Origin of the sequence: Rhodococcus sp. NyZ502, assembly GCF_041464245.1 — a bacterium.
Classification (GTDB): Bacteria; Actinomycetota; Actinomycetes; order Mycobacteriales; family Mycobacteriaceae; genus Rhodococcus_F; species Rhodococcus_F qingshengii.
In genome coordinates this window covers 1,967,695-1,985,594 of sequence record NZ_CP167155.1, presented here as the reverse complement: position 1 = coordinate 1,985,594, position 17,900 = coordinate 1,967,695, and the positions used below count along the sequence as shown (strand labels likewise).

The following is a 17,900-nucleotide window of genomic DNA, read 5'->3' as shown; positions in this document are numbered from 1 at the left end:
AACAAGTGGCACCAGGGATGAGCATCGATGTACCCGTGCCACGCAACGAGAGGTATCTAACTTGACGCGTACAAGGCAGTCCATGTGGAGGCGCGCTACCGGTGTCGCCGCGGTGACGATGGTGTGCGCTCTGGTTCCGGCCGGTATCGCAACTGCGTCGCCTGTCACTCACCAGGGCGGCGGAGATTCGGTGGAGCCCGTCACGAGTGGTTCTTACGTCGTCTCAGTCGAGCAAGTGAACGATCGCCAAAAGATCGTGAATGTATACGCGGCGTCGATGGACCGCGTTGTTCCAATTCAGGTCATTACTCCTGCCGATGACTCCGCGCCCCGTCCCATCCTGTACTTGCTCAACGGAGCCGGTGGTGGACAAGATTCCGCTACTTGGGAGTACCAGACCGATGTCGTCGACTTCTTCCAGGACAAGAACGTCAACGTCGCGACGCCAGTTGGTGGACGCCTGTCGTACTACACCGACTGGCAGAAGGAAGACCCGAAACTTGGTAAGAACATGTGGAGCACTTTTCTGGGTAAGGAGCTCCCCCCGTTGCTGAACAAGCAACTTGGCAGCAATGGCGAACAGTCGATTGCAGCAATCTCGATGTCGGGTACTTCTGTGCTCAACCTGGCGATCGAGTACCCAGGTTTTTACAACTCCGTTGCCGCATTCAGCGGGTGTGCTCAGACCAGCGATCCGCTCGGCCAGCAGTTCGTCAAGACCACCACGGAGTGGATCGGCGGCGTTGACGACGTGCAGAACATGTGGGGTCCGTTCGACGGCCCCGGTTGGCGGGAACACGACCCCCTTGTGAACGCTGAGAAGCTGCGTGGCACACAGATTTACATGAGCACCGGCAGCGGGCTCCCCGGTTTCCCCAATGACACCCCTGCTAATCCGCGCATCCAGGACGGCCGCGCTGCGATGTTCGACCAGATCGTTGTCGGCAGTCCGATCGAGCTTGCAACCAACCTGTGTACCTCCAACATGGCGAAGCGGCTCTTCGAACTGAATATTCCGGCAGTAGTGGATTTCCGACCAACAGGTACCCATTCATGGGGCTACTGGCAAGACGATCTACACAAGTCCTGGCCATTCATCGCACAGTCTCTGGGCGTCTGATTCAAGTGCCTCGTGCTGGCTTCAACTCCAGCACGAGGCACCGATTAGCTTCATAGGAGGAATCAGCGGTGCGGTTCATTCGGATCATGCTGGTCGTACTGGGAACGTGTTTCCTGCTGTCTGGCACCTCAGTTAGTGCCCTGGCAGATGATCGAGAACCCAGCCCTGGTTTCGCGACTATGGGTCCATCGCCGGCGGGCTCCAACAACTGGAATTGCGTTCCGAGCGCCGATCATCCTCGTCCGGTAGTTCTCATCCATGGAACAACCGCGAACATGGTTGATACCTGGGCTGAACTTTCCCCGCAACTTGCTGATCTCGGCTACTGCGTATTTGCTCTCAATTATGGAGGGGCACGGGAAATCTTCAATCCCAACGCTCTCCAATGGGGTATCAGGGACATTGCGACTTCAGCGAAAGAGCTTGCAACCTTCGTTGATTCAGTTCGCCGTCATACGGGTGCAGGCCAGGTGGATCTCGTAGGCCACTCCCAAGGGGGAGTCGTCGCTCGCCAGTACCTGAAGTTCGACGGTGGTTCGACTCCGGAAGATCCGTCGAAAAACGCCGTCCATTCTCTGGTCACCCTCGGCGCTACCAACCACGGAACGACCTTCGGCGGCTTGCAAGCAAACGCCAAACAACTCTCAGATATGGGGCTTCCTGGAGACCTCTTGGTTCAGGCGATTTGGGGACCAGCCGGTGTTCAACAACTTCAAGGGACACCGCTGTTGACTGAGCTCAATGCGGGCTCGGAAACCCAACCGGGAGTTACGTATACCGTAATCGCGACCGCTCACGACCAGATTTCAACCCCTCCGGAAGCTTCGTTCCTTACCGCAGGCCCCAATTCCGTTGTAAACAACGTCTGGGTCCAGGATGGATGCCCAGGCAACACTGCCTCGCATGCGGGGCTGGTTCGTGACGCGCATTCGTTGGACCTCGTAAAATCCGCGCTCGATCCGGAATTCACGCCGATCCCCTGCGCATAGCTGCCCCAGACGTCGAGATGTTCAGCCGCAGCGGTCGAAATCGCACGCTCGACAAACTCCGATCGACAAGCGTGCGCTGTCACGGGTGAACATGACCTCCTACAAGGCCAATCACGAAGAGCGAAGCATACGAGCCTGGCCGTCGCCCGACCAGGCTCGTATACGCCGGTTGATCAATCAGCGGCGCCACCGCGCAACACACGCTCAATGATCAGCCCGATAGCGCGAACGCCTTCAGGAGACATCATCTCCAGGTGGTGAACGTCGACCAATTCATCCGTCAGTTCTCCTTGCGCGTACGGACCCCAAACCTTATCGGCTTGCTTTGCGTCCGAACGATCCAACGAACTCACGAAGGTGATCGGCCCCCCGAACGACTGCGGCCGATGGGCGTTGATCAGCTTCGCCGAAATCGCAATGCTTGTGAGCAACCGCTTGATCGCAGACGCATCGAGTCCGATTCTCTCTCCGTCGACAGCCGTCAAGATCTCTGCAGACCTTTCGACCGACAATTCATCGAGCTTTTCGTTCTCGCCGAAGACAATCCCCATTGCAGCCAACTCAGCGCGCACCTGGACAGCGTGCTCTGATTCGTCGCGTGTTTCCGGCGAACCGTCCAGCAAGATCAACGCCTCAACGATCTCGCCTCGCTCCTCCATCTTCGCCGCAACCGCTTGAGCAATGATCGCGCCGAGCGACCAACCGAGAATTCGGTACGGGCCTGACTGCTGAACCCGGGTGATCTCATCCACGTAGCGATCCGCGTAATCGTCAAGGGATCGTCCTTGGAATGCCTCATCAGTCAGAACAGGGCTCTGCAATCCATAAAGCGGAATCGAACGGTCCACAACAGCCGCCAACGGCGCAAAAGGCCACGCCAGTCCAACGAGTGGATGAACACAGAACAACGGCACATCGCTCCCTGTCGTTCTCAGCGGCAGAAGCGTTCGTAGTGCATCATCGGTTTTCGCATCGAAGCCCACCCGAATTCCGAGTGCAATTCGTTCTGCAAGTTCGCTGACCGTCGAAGTAGCGAAGATGAGTCGCAGTGGGACCTCCACGGAAACTGCTGCGCTCAGCCGAGCAGCAACCCTCGCTGCGACCAATGAGTTGCCACCCAACTCGAAGAAGCTGTCGTCCGCTCCGATGTGCTCGACACCGAGAATCTCCGAAAAGACGCTTGCGACAAGTAGTTCAGCTTCGGTAGTGGGAGCCCGGAACACCGCAACCTCGAACACCGGCTCCGGCAACAACTTCCGATCCAACTTCCCCGAAGCATTGAGCGGCAACGCATCCAACACCACAAACTGCGACGGCACCATATACGACGCCAACCGCTCCCCCACACCCACCTTCACCACATCAACATCAATCGAAGACCCCACCGCAGCAGTGACATACGCAACCAACTGATCACGCCACACCACCACCACCACAGAACCCACACCCACCTGATCCCGAACCGCAGACTCGATCTCCCCCAACTCGATCCGCTGACCACGCAACTTCACCTGAAAATCACTACGACCGACATACTCGAGCTCACCCGACACACCGATCCACCGCACCACATCCCCCGTGCGATACATCCGCGAACCCACCCCACCGAACGGATTCGCCACAAACCGCTCCGCCGACAAATCCACCCGCCCGAAATACCCACGAGCGACCTGCACACCCGACAAATACAACTCACCCGCAACACCCACCGGCACCGGACGCAACCGCGAATCCAACACCAACACCGACGAATTCCACACCGGAGCACCCATCGGCACCACCACACCCACACCATCGAGCGGACCCGCCGCCGTCGCATGCACCGTGAACTCCGTCGGACCATACAAATTATGAACCTCAACCGACGGCAACACCGACAACACCCGACGCACCACCGACGCCGGCAACGCCTCACCCGCCGCGAAAATCACCCGCAACGAACCCAACCCACCACCACCGAGACGCGAAATCGTCGCCTCCGACGTGTCGACCAACTGATCGACGAACACCTCCAACATCGACGGCACAAACGAGACCATCGACACCGACTCCGCCGCTACCACCGACGCCAAATACCCCGGATCCCGATGACCGTCATGCGTGGCCACCACCAACCGAGCACCCACCGCCAACGGAACAAACAACTCCCACACCGACACATCGAACGTCACCGGAGTCTTAAGCAACACCACATCAGAACCCGACACCGCATAACGCTCCGCCAACCACGACACCTGATTGACCACACTGCGATGACTGACCGCCACCCCCTTCGGCCGCCCCGTCGACCCCGACGTGAAAATCACATACGCCGTATTCCCCGACCGCAACGGCGCAACCCGATCCACATCCGAGACAGGAGCATCCGAAAAACCAGACACATCAACAACATCAACCTCGACCACCGGCACCACACCAGCATCGAAACCAACATCAGAAGTACTGACCACACACACCGGCGACGCCGCCGCCAACACATACCCATTACGGTCCGCAGGCTGATCCGGATCCACCGGAACATACCCACCACCAGCCCTGAGCACACCGTAAACCGCAACCAACAAATCAACCGACCGACGAACCGCAACACCCACCAACGACTCCGGCCCCACACCCACCGAAACCAAATACCTGGCAAAACGATTCACCCGAGCATCGAACTCCGCATACGACAACGACACACCCTCGAACGAGAGCGCTACCGCATCCGGAGACGCCGCCACCTGCGCATCGAACCCGTCCAACACCGACACACCCGCAACCTCACGAGCCGTGTCATTCCACCCCTCGAGCACCAACGAACGCTCAACAGAATCCAAAATATCAACGTCACCAACAATGGTTGACCGATCAGCAACGACGGCAGCCAGGATGCGTTCGAATCGGGTTGCCATCGAGGCCACCGTCGACTCGTCGAACAGATCCGTCGCGTACGTGAACTGCGCCGCCATCCCCGCCGGGGCACCCGCCTCGTCGAACTGCTCGACCATGGTCAACTGCAGATCGAACTTCGCCGCCACCGCGCCGGTATCGACGCCCGCAACCGTCAGATCGCCCAACTGCAACCCGGTCTGGCGTGCGCTCTGGAACGAGAGCATCACCTGGAACAACGGATTACGAGCCTGCGACCGCGCCGGATTGAGCACCTCCACCAACCGCTCGAACGGAACATCCGCATGCGCAAACGCCTGAAGATCAGCCTCCCGCACACCTGCGAGCAGATCGACGAAACTCTCCGAAGAATCCACCTCCGTCCGCAACACCAACGTATTGACGAACATCCCGATCAAATCATCGAGAACCTGCTCACCACGACCCGCCACCGGAGTACCGATCGCAATATCGGACGTCCCCGACAACCGCGACAACAACACCGCCAACGCCGCATGCACCACCATGAACAACGACGAATTCGACTCACGCGCAGCGTCACTCAACGACACATGCACATCACGATCAATCACGAACGAATACGCAGCACCACGATTGGACGCCACCGCCGGCCGCGGACGATCAGCCGGCAAATCCAACTGATCCGGCAACCCCGACAACGCCGACTCCCAGAAACCGATCTGACGCGAAATCAACGACGACGGATCATCTTCCGAACCGAGAGTCTCCCGCTGCCACAACGCGTAATCCGCATACTGCACCTCGAGCGGCGCCCACCCCGGCACCTCACCCCGAGAACGAGCCTCGTACGCCACCATCACATCACGCGTCAACGGCCCCATCGACACACCATCACCACTGATGTGATGAACCACCATCGCCAACACGAACTCCGACTCCGACACCGCGAACAACCGCGCCCGAACCGGAACCTCCACCGCCACATCGAAACCAGCCGACAAGAACTCCGTCACCGCACCAACGACATCGGACTCCGACACCGCCACCGGCGACAAATCCAACCGCACCCGATCCGCAGACAACACCTCCTGGAACCCGACACCGTCGACCTCCGGATACACCGTCCGCAAAATCTCATGCCGACCAACAACATCCGACACAGCAGCCTGCAGAGCCTCCACATCCAACAACCCCGACAACCGAATCGCCACCGGAATATTGTCAACATTGGATCCCGGGTCGAATCGGTTCAAGAACCACATCCGCTGCTGCGCCAACGACAACGGCACCCGCTCCGGACGCACCCGAGCAGTCAACGCCGCCCGAGCACCCGAACCAACCTCCGACTCCACCCGAGCAGCCAACAACTCCACCGACGACGCCTCGAACAACACCCGCACCGGAACCTGCGCATCGAGCGCCTGCCCCAACCGAGCCGCCACCCGAGTAGCAATCAAAGAATTACCACCCAAAGCAAAGAAATCATCATCCAACCCGACACGCTCGACCCCGAGAACATCCCCGAACACCGACGCGACGATCTCCTCCACCGCCGTCACCGGAGCCCGGAACACCGCAACCTCGAACACCGGCTCCGGCAACAACTTCCGATCCAACTTCCCCGACGCATTCAGCGGCAACGCATCCAACACCATGATCAACGACGGAACCATGTACGACGGCAACACCGCACGCAGCGAATCCGTAAGCGCTACAACATCAACCACCGCACCCGACGCCGGCACCACATACCCAACCAAGCTGTCACCCGACTTGGCCGAAACAACAGTCACTGCAGATGCGGATACCGATGCATCAGCCACCAAAGCCGACTCGATCTCCCCCAACTCGATCCGCTGACCACGCAACTTCACCTGGAAATCACTACGGCCGATGTACTCCAGCTCCCCCGACGCATCCCACCGCACCAAATCGCCCGTGCGATACATCCGACCGCCCCCGCTGCCATCGGCAAACGGGTTCGCAACAAACCGATCCGACGACATTGCGGCCCGCCCGATATACCCGCGCGCCAACTGAATGCCCGATAGATAAAGCTCGCCGACAACACCCCTTGAAACCGGGTGCAGCCTGGAATCCAGGACTAGCAGCCCTGTATTCCACACAGCAGAACCAATCGGGATCGACACGGTCTCGTCCGATGTGACTTCATGGAAGGTCACATCAATTGCAGCCTCGGCAGGACCGTACAAATTCTCCAAGCGTGCTGATGGCATCACTCCGAAAACTTCCGCGGCAGTGCCAACTTTCAAGGCCTCGCCACCGGAAAACACCAGCCTCAAGGAAGGAATATTGCTGGCATATTCGGCTGAAATGAATAGGGCCATCATTGCAGGCACGAAGTGCGCGACCGTGACCGCATGCTCCCGGATCAACTTCGCTATGTACTGAGGGTCACGATGGCCATCCGGTTCGGCGATCACCATGCGCGCGCCTACTTGGCACGGCCAGAACAACTCCCAAAGTGAAACGTCAAATGTGGACGGAGTCTTGACCAGCACCACGTCCGACGGGTCCAAATTGTATCGATCCTGGCGCCAAAGCATCTGGTTTACTACGGCGATATGCGATACCAGGACGCCTTTCGGCGTCCCGGTAGAACCGGAAGTGAAAATCACATACGCAGGGTGATCTCCCCGAAGAGCAGACAGTCGCTCTGAATCGGTGATCGGATCAGTCGAATACGTATGCAGGTCAAGACTGTCAACATCAACCCAGGAAGTCGGCAACTTCGCGTCGAGTCGACCATCAACCGTAAAGTCACGCGAGTACAAGACAACGGCCGGCGCCGCCGTTCGCAAAACATAAGAGACGCGTTCAGTCGGATGCGATGGGTCCAGGGGTACATATCCGCCACCTGCACGAATCACCGCATGGGCTGCGATCACCCAAGATATAGACCGCCCCATGAGCACGCCGACCAGAACCTCAGGTCCAACACCTTGCGAAATCAGATGTCGGGCCAATCGATTGACGCGCGAATCGAATTCGCCATAGGTCAAGCTTTCGTCACCGTAAATCACCGCAACATCCATAGCGCGCTGAGCCGTACCGACGACATCCACCAATCGCGTCGCGGGCAGATCCCGACGACTGGCGCGCGATCTGTTGTAGATCTCAATTCGTTCAACACCATCAAGAAGATCGACTTCTCCCACCAGCGCCGATGAATCGTCGAGAACTGTGCGCAGGATGCGTTCGAATCGGGTTGCCATCGAGGCCACCGTCGACTCGTCGAACAGATCCGTCGCGTACGTGAACGTCGCCGCCATCCCGGCCGGGGCACCGGACTCGTCGAACTGCTCGACCATGGTCAACTGCAGATCGAACTTCGCCGCCACCGCGCCGGTATCGACGCCCGCAACCGTCAGATCGCCCAACTGCAACGCGGTCTGCTCCATGTTCTGGAACGAGAGCATCACCTGGAACAACGGATTACGCGCCTGCGACCGCGCCGGATTGAGCACCTCCACCAACCGCTCGAACGGCACATCCGCATGCGCAAACGCACCCAGATCGCCCTCACGAACCCGACCCAACAACCCCGAGAACGACTCCGAAGAATCCACCTCGGTCCGCAACACCAACGTATTGACGAACATCCCGATCAAATCATCGAGAACCTGCTCACCACGACCCGCCACCGGAGTACCGATCGCAATATCGGACGTCCCCGACAACCGCGACAACAACACCGCCAACGCCGCATGCACCACCATGAACAACGACGAATTCGACTCACGCGCAGCGTCACTCAACGACACATGCACATCACGATCAATCACGAACGAATACGCAGCACCACGATTGGACGCCACCGCCGGCCGCGGACGATCAGCCGGCAAATCCAACTGATCCGGCAACCCCGCCAACGCCGACTCCCAGAACCCGATCTGACGCGAAATCAACGACGACGGATCATCTTCCGAACCGAGAGTCTCCCGCTGCCACAACGCGTAATCCGCATACTGCACCTCGAGCGGCGTCCACCCCGGCACCTCACCCCGAGAACGAGCCTCGTACGCCACCATCACATCACGCGTCAACGGCCCCATCGACACACCATCACCACTGATGTGATGAACCACCATCGCCAACACGAACTCCGACTCCGACACCGCGAACAACCGCGCCCGAACCGGAACCTCCACCGCCACATCGAAACCAGCCGACAAGAACTCCGTCACCGCACCAACGACATCGGACTCCGACACCGCCACCGGCGACAAATCCAACCGCACCCGATCCGCAGACAACACCTCCTGGAACCCGACACCGTCGACCTCCGGATACACCGTCCGCAAAATCTCATGCCGACCAACAACATCCGACACCGCAGCCTGCAGAGCCTCCACATCCAACAACCCCGACAACCGAATCGCCACCGGAATATTGTTCGCCGACGACAACGTATCGAAACGGTTCAAGAACCACATCCGCTGCTGCGCCAACGACAACGGCACCCGCTCCGGACGCACCCGAGCAGTCAACGCCGCCCGAGCACCCGAACCAACCTCCGACTCCACCCGAGCAGCCAACAACTCCACCGACGACGCCTCGAACAACACCCGCACCGGAACCTGCGCATCGAGCGCCTGCCCCAACCGAGCCGCCACCCGAGTAGCAATCAAAGAATTACCACCCAAAGCAAAGAAATCATCATCCAACCCGACACGCTCGACCCCGAGAACATCCCCGAACACCGACGCGACGATCTCCTCCACCGCCGTCACCGGAGCCCGGAACACCGCAACCTCGAACACCGGCTCCGGCAACAACTTCCGATCCAACTTTCCCGACGCATTCAGCGGCAACGCATCCAACACCATGATCAACGACGGAACCATGTACGACGGCAACACCGCACGCAGCGAATCCGTAAGCGCTACAACATCAACCACCGCACCCGACGCCGGCACCACATACCCAACCAAGCTGTCACCCGACTTGGAGTCAGAGTGCATCACGACGACGGCGTCGTTTACGTTCTCATGCGTGAGCAGGGCTGATTCGATCTCACCCAGTTCGATCCGCTGACCACGCAACTTCACCTGGAAATCACTACGGCCGATGTACTCCAGCTCCCCCGATTTGGTCCATCGAACCAAATCTCCGGTGCGGTACAACCTGGCGCCGGCTGATCCGAATGGATCGGCGACAAATCGCAGCGCCGTCATAGCAGGCTCACCGTGATATGCACGAGCCACCTGCGGTCCACCCAAATACAGTTCACCGGCCACACCCACCGGCACTGGCGCCAACCGGCCGTCAAGCACAACAGTGGACGCGTTAGCGACGGGCGTACCGATCGGGACGACCACCGCCTCAGGAGTCGCCTCCCAAGCTGTTACCACCTCGACCTCGGCAGGCCCGTACCAGTTGTGCAGGCTCGCCGAGGCGTACCCGCTGAATCGGCGTACGGTGTCGGCGCTCAACGCCTCTCCTGCGACAAAGACTCGACGCACCGATTCCGGCAGCGGCGCGGGCACCGCGGACATGAATGCGCTCAACATCGACGGAACGAAATGCACCGTCGTGACCCGCTCTTGAGCGATGGTTTTCGCAAGATAATCTGCGTCCCGGTGTCCATCGGGAACCGCGATGACCAGTTTCGCGCCAGTTTGGAGAGTCCAGAACAATTCCCAGACCGAAATGTCGAAGGTGATCGGCGTTTTGTGCAGTACCACATCCGAGCAATCAAGCCTGTAGGTCGCCTGAGCCCACACCAACTGGTTCACCGTTGCGCTGTGTGTAATGGCAACGCCCTTGGGTCGACCTGTCGAACCTGAAGTGAAGATCAGATACGCCGTGTTTTGCGATCGCAAAGGCGAATTGCGTTCAGAGTCGGCAATCCGGCGAGATGGGAACCCGTCCAAGTTCAGAGCCTCGACAGTCACCATCCGTCGACCCGTCGACGCGAACTGATCGCGAGCGGTAGTCAGAATCAGTACCGGATCCGCCGCCTCTACGACGTACTCGGTGCGTTCTGCTGGATGATCTGGATCGATAGGAACGTAGGCGCCCCCAGCCTTCAGAACGGCGTAGATCGCAACCACGAGGTCAATGCTCCGACGCATCGCCACACCGACCAACTGCTCAGGTCCGACTCCTTCGGAAATGAGGTGACGCGCGAGTTGATTGACCTTGGCATCGAACTCCGCATACGTAAGTTCAATTGCGTCCATGGCCAACGCGACAGAGTTAGGCGTCCGCGCAACCTGCTCGTCGAACAACGAGACCAGCGTCGCATTGTCCGAGCACAAAGATCCGGCCGAAACAGCTTGTGCCAGTACCTGTTCACTCTCGCTCTGTGAGAGTACGGGAATATCACCCACCAGTACGTCCGGAGTTGCGGACACTGTGCTCAGAATTCGCAACAGACGATCGACGAATTCCAGCACCGTTGATTCGTCGAACAGGTCGGTTGCGTAGTTGAACGACCCGTGTATCCCTGAGGGTTCTCCAGACTCGCTGATGACCTCGGACAGAGTGATCTGAAGGTCGTATTTCGCCGTTCCCGAGTCCGCTTCGATCCCGGAAATCGTGAGTTCTGGCAACACGAACTGCGTTTGCGCAAAGTTCTGGAACACCAACAAAACCTGGAACAGCGGTGAGTGCGCAGTAGAACGCACGGGGTCGATCTCATCCACCAACCACTCGAACGGCACATCCGCATTGGCAAACGCCGATAGATCGATTTCACGCACCTGCTCCAGGAACGAACCGAATCCCTCCGACGCTTCGACGTTCGTGCGTAAGACCAGCGTGTTGACGAACATACCAATCAGATCGTCGAGTTCGGCCTCCCCGCGTCCTGCGACAGGAGTACCAAGCACCACGTCCGTGGAACTGCTCAGTCTGGACATCAAAACAGCCACAGCCGCGTGAATGACCATAAAGACAGTGACGTTGTGACCCTCTGCAAGCCTCGACAAGTCTGAATGAAGGCGTGCATCGATCGTGAAATTGACTGTCGCTCCGCGTAACGACTGAATCGCGGGCCTTGCACGATCCAAGGGGAGATTCAAAACGGGGGGGACGTCAGCCAACTGAGTTCGCCAATACGCAATTTGCTTCGACGCGATCGAGTCCGGGTCACCATCTGAGCCCAACATCTCGCGTTGCCACAACGCATAGTCCGCGTACTGCACTCCGAGAGGTGCCCACCCCGGAACCACCCCCCGAGATCGGGCCTCATACGCGACCATGACATCGCGCCCGAGTGGCCCGACTGAGGAACCGTCTCCGGCAACGTGGTGGATCACGACAACCAACACGTAGTCGCCAGAGCCAAGGCTGAACAGTTTCGCTCGAACGGGGACCTCAGCACCGACGTCGAATCCCTGTCCGACAACCTCTGCTACGCGCAGCATTACAGACTCGGCGTCGACCTCGACTGGACTCAAGTCCAGCACGACCTCTTCGGGTGGAACAATTACCTGCATTGGTCCATCTGGATCGCTTGGGTACAACGTTCTGAGCGACTCGTGCCGTGCCAGGACATCGGAAACAGCAGCTTTCAGCCCCGCCACGTCCAGCTTCCCTGAAAGCCGGATCGCGAGAGGAACATTGTAGACCGGCGACTCTGGGTCGAGTTGGTTCAGAAACCACATCCGTTGCTGTGCAAGGGACAACGGCACCCGCTCCGGACGCACCCGAGCAGTCAACGCCGCCCGAGCACCCGAACCGATCTTGGTCTGAACCCGGGCAGCCACGCGCTCGACCGAGGACACCTCGAACAGCACCCGTACCGGAACCTGCGTATCGAGCGCCTGCCCAAGGCGGGCAACCATCCGAGTCGCAATCAGCGAATTGCCACCCAAAGCAAAGAAATCATCATCAAGCCCGACCCGATCCACACCCAACACCTCGGCGAAAACCGAGGCAACCGACTCCTCCACCGGAGTCACCGGAGCCCGGAACGCCGCAGCCTCGAACACCGGCTTCGGCAACAGCTTCCGATCCAACTTCCCCGAAGCATTCAGCGGGAACGCATCCAACACCATGATCTGCGACGGCACCATATACGACGGCAACACCGACCCCAACGAATCCACAAGCGCCGCAACATCAACCACCGCTCCCGACGTCGGCACCACATACCCCACCAACTGATCACCGGTCTTGGTCGACACCACCGCCACCGACGACACCGACACCGACACATCGGCCACCAGGGCCGACTCGATCTCCCCCAACTCGATCCGCTGACCCCGGAACTTCACCTGGAAATCAGTGCGCCCGATGTACTCGAGCTCCCCCGACCAGCCCCACCGCACCAAGTCCCCCGTGCGGTACATCCGATCGCCGACACTGCCATGAGTGAACGGATTCGCGACGAAGCGATCCGCCGACAAATCCGGACGAGAAACATACCCACGAGCCAACTGATCACCCGCAAGATACAACTCTCCCGCAACACCCGCCGGCACCGGACGCAATCGCGAATCCAAGACGAAAACCTGCGAATTCCACTGCGGCACACCAATAGAAGCCACACCACCGTGGACAGCATCCGTCACATCCGCGAACGTGATCGACACCGCGGCCTCGGTCGGACCATACAAGTTGTGAACCCGCGCGCTTGAAACAACACCGAAATCGCGCACCGTCTGCGCCGGCAACGCCTCACCGATGACGAACACATCACGTAGCGAATCCAACTGGCTGGCAGAGACTTCCCCCGCGAACACCGACAGCATCGTCGGCACGAAGTCCGTCACCGTCACGCGCTGATCAGCGATCACCGACGCCAAATACCCCGGATCCCGATGACCGTCATGAGTGGCCACCACCAACCGAGCACCCACCGCCAACGGCAGGAAGAACCCCCACAAAGACACGTCGAACGTCGTCGCAGTCTTCTGCAGATACACATCCGACCCGGTCAGAACATACTGCCCCTGCATCCACGCCATCTGATTGACGATCGCCGCATGCGAAACCGCCACACCCTTCGGCTTCCCCGTCGACCCCGACGTGAAAATCACATACGCAGCATTCGAAACACGCAACGGCGCAACACGATCCACATCAGAAACAGGCGCATCCGAGAATCCGGACACGTCCAGCTCGTCTATCAACACCACATCGAATTTACTCGGCAACACCACACCGTCACCAGCAGTGGACAACACACAGACCGGTGCCGCGGTCTCGAGAATATGACCATTGCGCTCGACCGGATGATCCGGATCCAACGGCACATACGCCCCACCCGCAGCAACCACTGCATACATACCAACCACAAGGTCAACCGACCGGCGCATCGCCAACGCCACCAACGACTCCGGCCCCACGCCCACCGAAATCAGATACCGTGCAAGACGGTTCACCCGAGACCCGAACTCCGCATACGTCAGAGACTGCCCCTCGAACACCACCGCCACCGCATCCGGCGTCGCCGCCACCTGCGCAACAAACCCGTCGAGCAACAAAGCACCAACAGTCAACTCGTGAACAGTGTCATTGACCGCCACCAGCACCTGCGAACGCTCGCCCTCACCGAGCAACTCCACATCCCCGACAACCGAATCAGGCTCCGCCACCATTGCTTCCAGAACACGCACCAACCGCTCCGCAAACGAAACAACTGTCGACGCGTCGAACAGATCCGTCGCATACGTCAACGACATCGGCATCCCCACACCGACGCCGTCCTCCTCCAACGGCGTCACCGTCAACTGCAGATCGAACTTCGCGATCTCGACACCGGCGTCGAAACCGGCAATCGACAGTCCCGGCAACTCCACGACATCCTGCGCCATGTTCTGAAAGAACAACGCAACCTGGAACAACGGATGATGGGCCTGCGACCGCGCCGGATCAAGCACTTCCACCAAACGCTCGAACGGCACGTCCTCGTTGCCGAACGCCCCGAGATCGACCTCACGAACCCGACCCAATAACGCCGAGAAAGACTCCGAAGAATCCACCTCGGTCCGCAACACCAACGTATTGACGAACATACCAATCAGATCGTCCAGCTCCGGCTCACCCCGCCCTGCGATCGGAGAGCCCACCACAACGTCGTCACTACCGCTCAGCCGCGCCAACAACACCGCCAACGCCGCATGCACCACCATGAACAACGACACATTACGATCAAGCGCCAACTGCTCGAGCGCTCGATGTAACCGCGCGTCTATCGAAAACTGGTAACTCGCACCCTGATTGGATGCCACCAACGGCCGCGGGCGATCCGCCGGCAGCTCGATCCGCTCCGGCAACCCCGCCAACACCGACGTCCAATACCCCAACTGCTCAGACATCAACGACGACGGATCACCCTCGGACCCCAACACCTCACGCTGCCACAACGCGTAATCCGCATACTGCACCGCCAACGGCGCCCACCCCGGAACCTGTCCACCCGCACGCGCCACATACGCCATCGACACATCACGCACCAACGGACCCATCGACACACCGTCAGCAGCGATATGGTGAATCACCAACGCCAACACAAACTCCGACGAACCCGTCTGGAACAAACGAACCCGTAATGGCACCTCGACCGTGACATCGAACCCCTCTGCCACCACTGGCGTCAGCACACCGAGCAAGTCGGCCGCGTCGACAGTTTCGGGCAATACAGTTTCCACGAATTCGTCCACCGGAAGTACTTGTTGGAACCCGATGCCCTCGAATTCCGGATAGACGGTCCGCAACACCTCGTGCCGCGCAACAACATCCGACAGCGCTGCGGACAGTGCCGAAACATCGACGGCACCGGACAACCGCAACACGATCGGAATGTTGTTCACACCAGACACAGAGTCGAATCTCGACAAGAACCACATCCGCGACTGTGCAAGGGAAAGAGGTATCCGCTCCGGACGAGAGCGAGGGGCCAAGGCAATTCGCACACGCCCCGCTGAATCTGACAAAACAGATGCAAGACCGGAGACTGTCGAGTACTCGAAGAGCGTTTTGACCTGAACCCGCACATCGAAAGCCGCACTGAGACGCCCGGCCAATTTCGCAGCAATCAACGAGTTGCCGCCGAGTTCGAAGAAGTCGTCGTCAGCGCCGACTCGGTCCACCCCCAAGAGTTCTTCGAATATGCGCGCGACCACGACCTCACCATCGGAGGATGGCGCTACAAACTCTCGGGCCTCGAATACGGGATCAGGAAGTGCTGCTGAATCCAGCTTTCCTACTGGCGTCAAGGGAATCTCGTCGATGACAACGACAGCCGCCGGAATCATGTGACGGGGAAGATCCGTCTTGACCACTGCCAGGACGTCATCCCCGGACAGCACGGCTCCAACTGCAGGAAGCACATAAGAGATGAGAGCCGTTTCACCGCTGGGCAACACTCGCCCGAGCGTTGTCACGAACTCGACCCGTTCGTCGAGTGCGATGACCGCGTCGATTTCAGTCAACTCGATGCGGAAGCCACGGATCTTGACCTGGGAATCGGACCGTCCGACGTATTCGACGCTACGATCGCCGGCAGCACTTTCCGTCCACCGCACCACGTCCCCCGTGCGGTACATTCGTTCACCCTGTGCCCCAAAGGGATTCGCGATGAATCGATCGGCCGTCATACCTGCCAAATTGTGGTATCCGCGCGCAACCTGCGGCCCTGCAAGATAGAGCTCACCCGTAGTCCCCGTCGGTACAGGCTGCAAGCGGGCATCCAATACCAAAGACGCTGCACCACGAATCGGACCACCGATCGTGACGGGATCACCCGCGCCGAGTTCCGTCATGTTCGTGACGATCGTCATCTCGGTCGGGCCGTACGCGTTGACAAAGTGGCGTCCGGGCGCCCACTTCGCGACCAACTCTGGCGGACACGCTTCACCCGCGACCACGACGACAGCAACATCGTCGAGTCCAGATGGATCCACCGATGCGAGCACCGAAGGAGTAGCGCCGACATGCGTCACTCGCTCTGTCTTGATCAGCTCGGCTAGCTCGGGCCCACCGTAGATGCTCGATGGGGCAATCACCATGACGGCGCCAGCCCCGATCGTCTCGAGTAGTTCGAAGATCGATACGTCGAAGCTTGGAGTCGTGAAGTGCAAAACCCGCGAATTGCCGTCGAGCGACAGCATGCGAATTTGCTCTCGCTGCAGGACGGCTAGCCCCGAATGCGAAACAACAACACCCTTGGGTCGCCCTGTGGAGCCGGATGTGTAGATGACGTACGCGGCGTGCTGCTCACGCAGTGTCCTTACCCGCTCGTCATACGTCACTGGCGCGCCGGAGACAGCGGCCAACGACTCGACAGTGTCCGAAGCATCGATCGAGATCCACCCGACCGAGTCGGTTAACCCGGCGCGTGCACCCTTAGTGGTCAACCCGACCGAAACTCCAGAATCGCTGATCATGTAGGCCACGCGATCGGCTGGATAGTTCGGATCCACCGGGACGAAGGCGGCGCCGGACTTGGCGACTGCCCACAGTGCCAGAACGGACTCGATGGACCGCGGTATCGAAATTGCAACCCGATCCTCTGGCCCCATGCCGCCGGCGATCAACAATCTCGCCAAACGAGACGATTGCTCGTCCAACTCTGCGTATGACAGCGAACGTCCTTCGAACCGCAACGCCTCCCGCTCGGGCCCCAGCTCGACGGCCGCCGCCAGCAGTTGCGGAAGCAACGAGGTGCTGGCACGACGGCCGCGTGCCGGACGCTCTCGACGTGCCTTGCGAGCTACCGAAGTCCCTGGCGTCACACCATCGGAGCTCATGCGGTCACGACCTGCACTCGAACGGCATGCTGGAGGAACACGTGCTGCGTCAAGACAATTTCACCTTCGCTTTGGTACTGCAGTTCGATCAGTATTCGCAGGAATCCGATCACTTCCGAGGTTCTACCCTTGACCTGGGCAAATCGCGTTCGACGTCCCGGTAAAGCCCCAATAGTTGATCGGACACACCGAACCATTGTTACAGCTGTCGCG

Annotated in this window: 3 protein-coding genes; 2 read left to right on the top strand and 1 reads right to left on the bottom strand. The window is 59.4% G+C overall.

Features of this window, described 5'->3' with window-relative positions; translation table 11 throughout:
• The first annotated feature begins 82 nt into the window (after nt 1-82).
• Complete coding sequence (locus ACBG85_RS09195) at nt 83-1,120, top strand: alpha/beta hydrolase family protein (RefSeq protein ID WP_058039005.1); 1,038 nt, start codon at nt 83-85, stop codon at nt 1,118-1,120.
• Nucleotides 1,121-1,206: 86 nt separating this feature from the next.
• Nucleotides 1,207-2,109, top strand: a complete 903-nt coding sequence (locus tag ACBG85_RS09190) for a triacylglycerol lipase (RefSeq protein WP_064443511.1) — start codon at nt 1,207-1,209, stop codon at nt 2,107-2,109.
• Nucleotides 2,110-2,282: 173 nt separating this feature from the next.
• Here ACBG85_RS09190 and ACBG85_RS09185 read toward each other — a convergent pair whose 3' ends face one another.
• Nucleotides 2,283-17,687 carry a non-ribosomal peptide synthase/polyketide synthase gene (locus ACBG85_RS09185; RefSeq protein WP_372027128.1) on the bottom strand — a complete coding sequence of 5,135 codons (15,405 nt, stop codon included), beginning with the start codon at nt 17,685-17,687 and terminating at the stop codon, nt 2,283-2,285.
• Nucleotides 17,688-17,900: the final 213 nt, after the last annotated feature.

What these genes read in the sequence shown, in the direction of transcription:
- ACBG85_RS09195 (WP_058039005.1), top strand. Translation starts at nt 83, where the DNA reads ATGTGGAGGCGCGCTACCGGTGTCGCCGCGGTGACGATGGTGTGCGCT.
- ACBG85_RS09185 (WP_372027128.1), bottom strand. Translation starts at nt 17,687, where the DNA reads ATGAGCTCCGATGGTGTGACGCCAGGGACTTCGGTAGCTCGCAAGGCA.
- ACBG85_RS09190 (WP_064443511.1), top strand. Translation starts at nt 1,207, where the DNA reads ATGCTGGTCGTACTGGGAACGTGTTTCCTGCTGTCTGGCACCTCAGTT.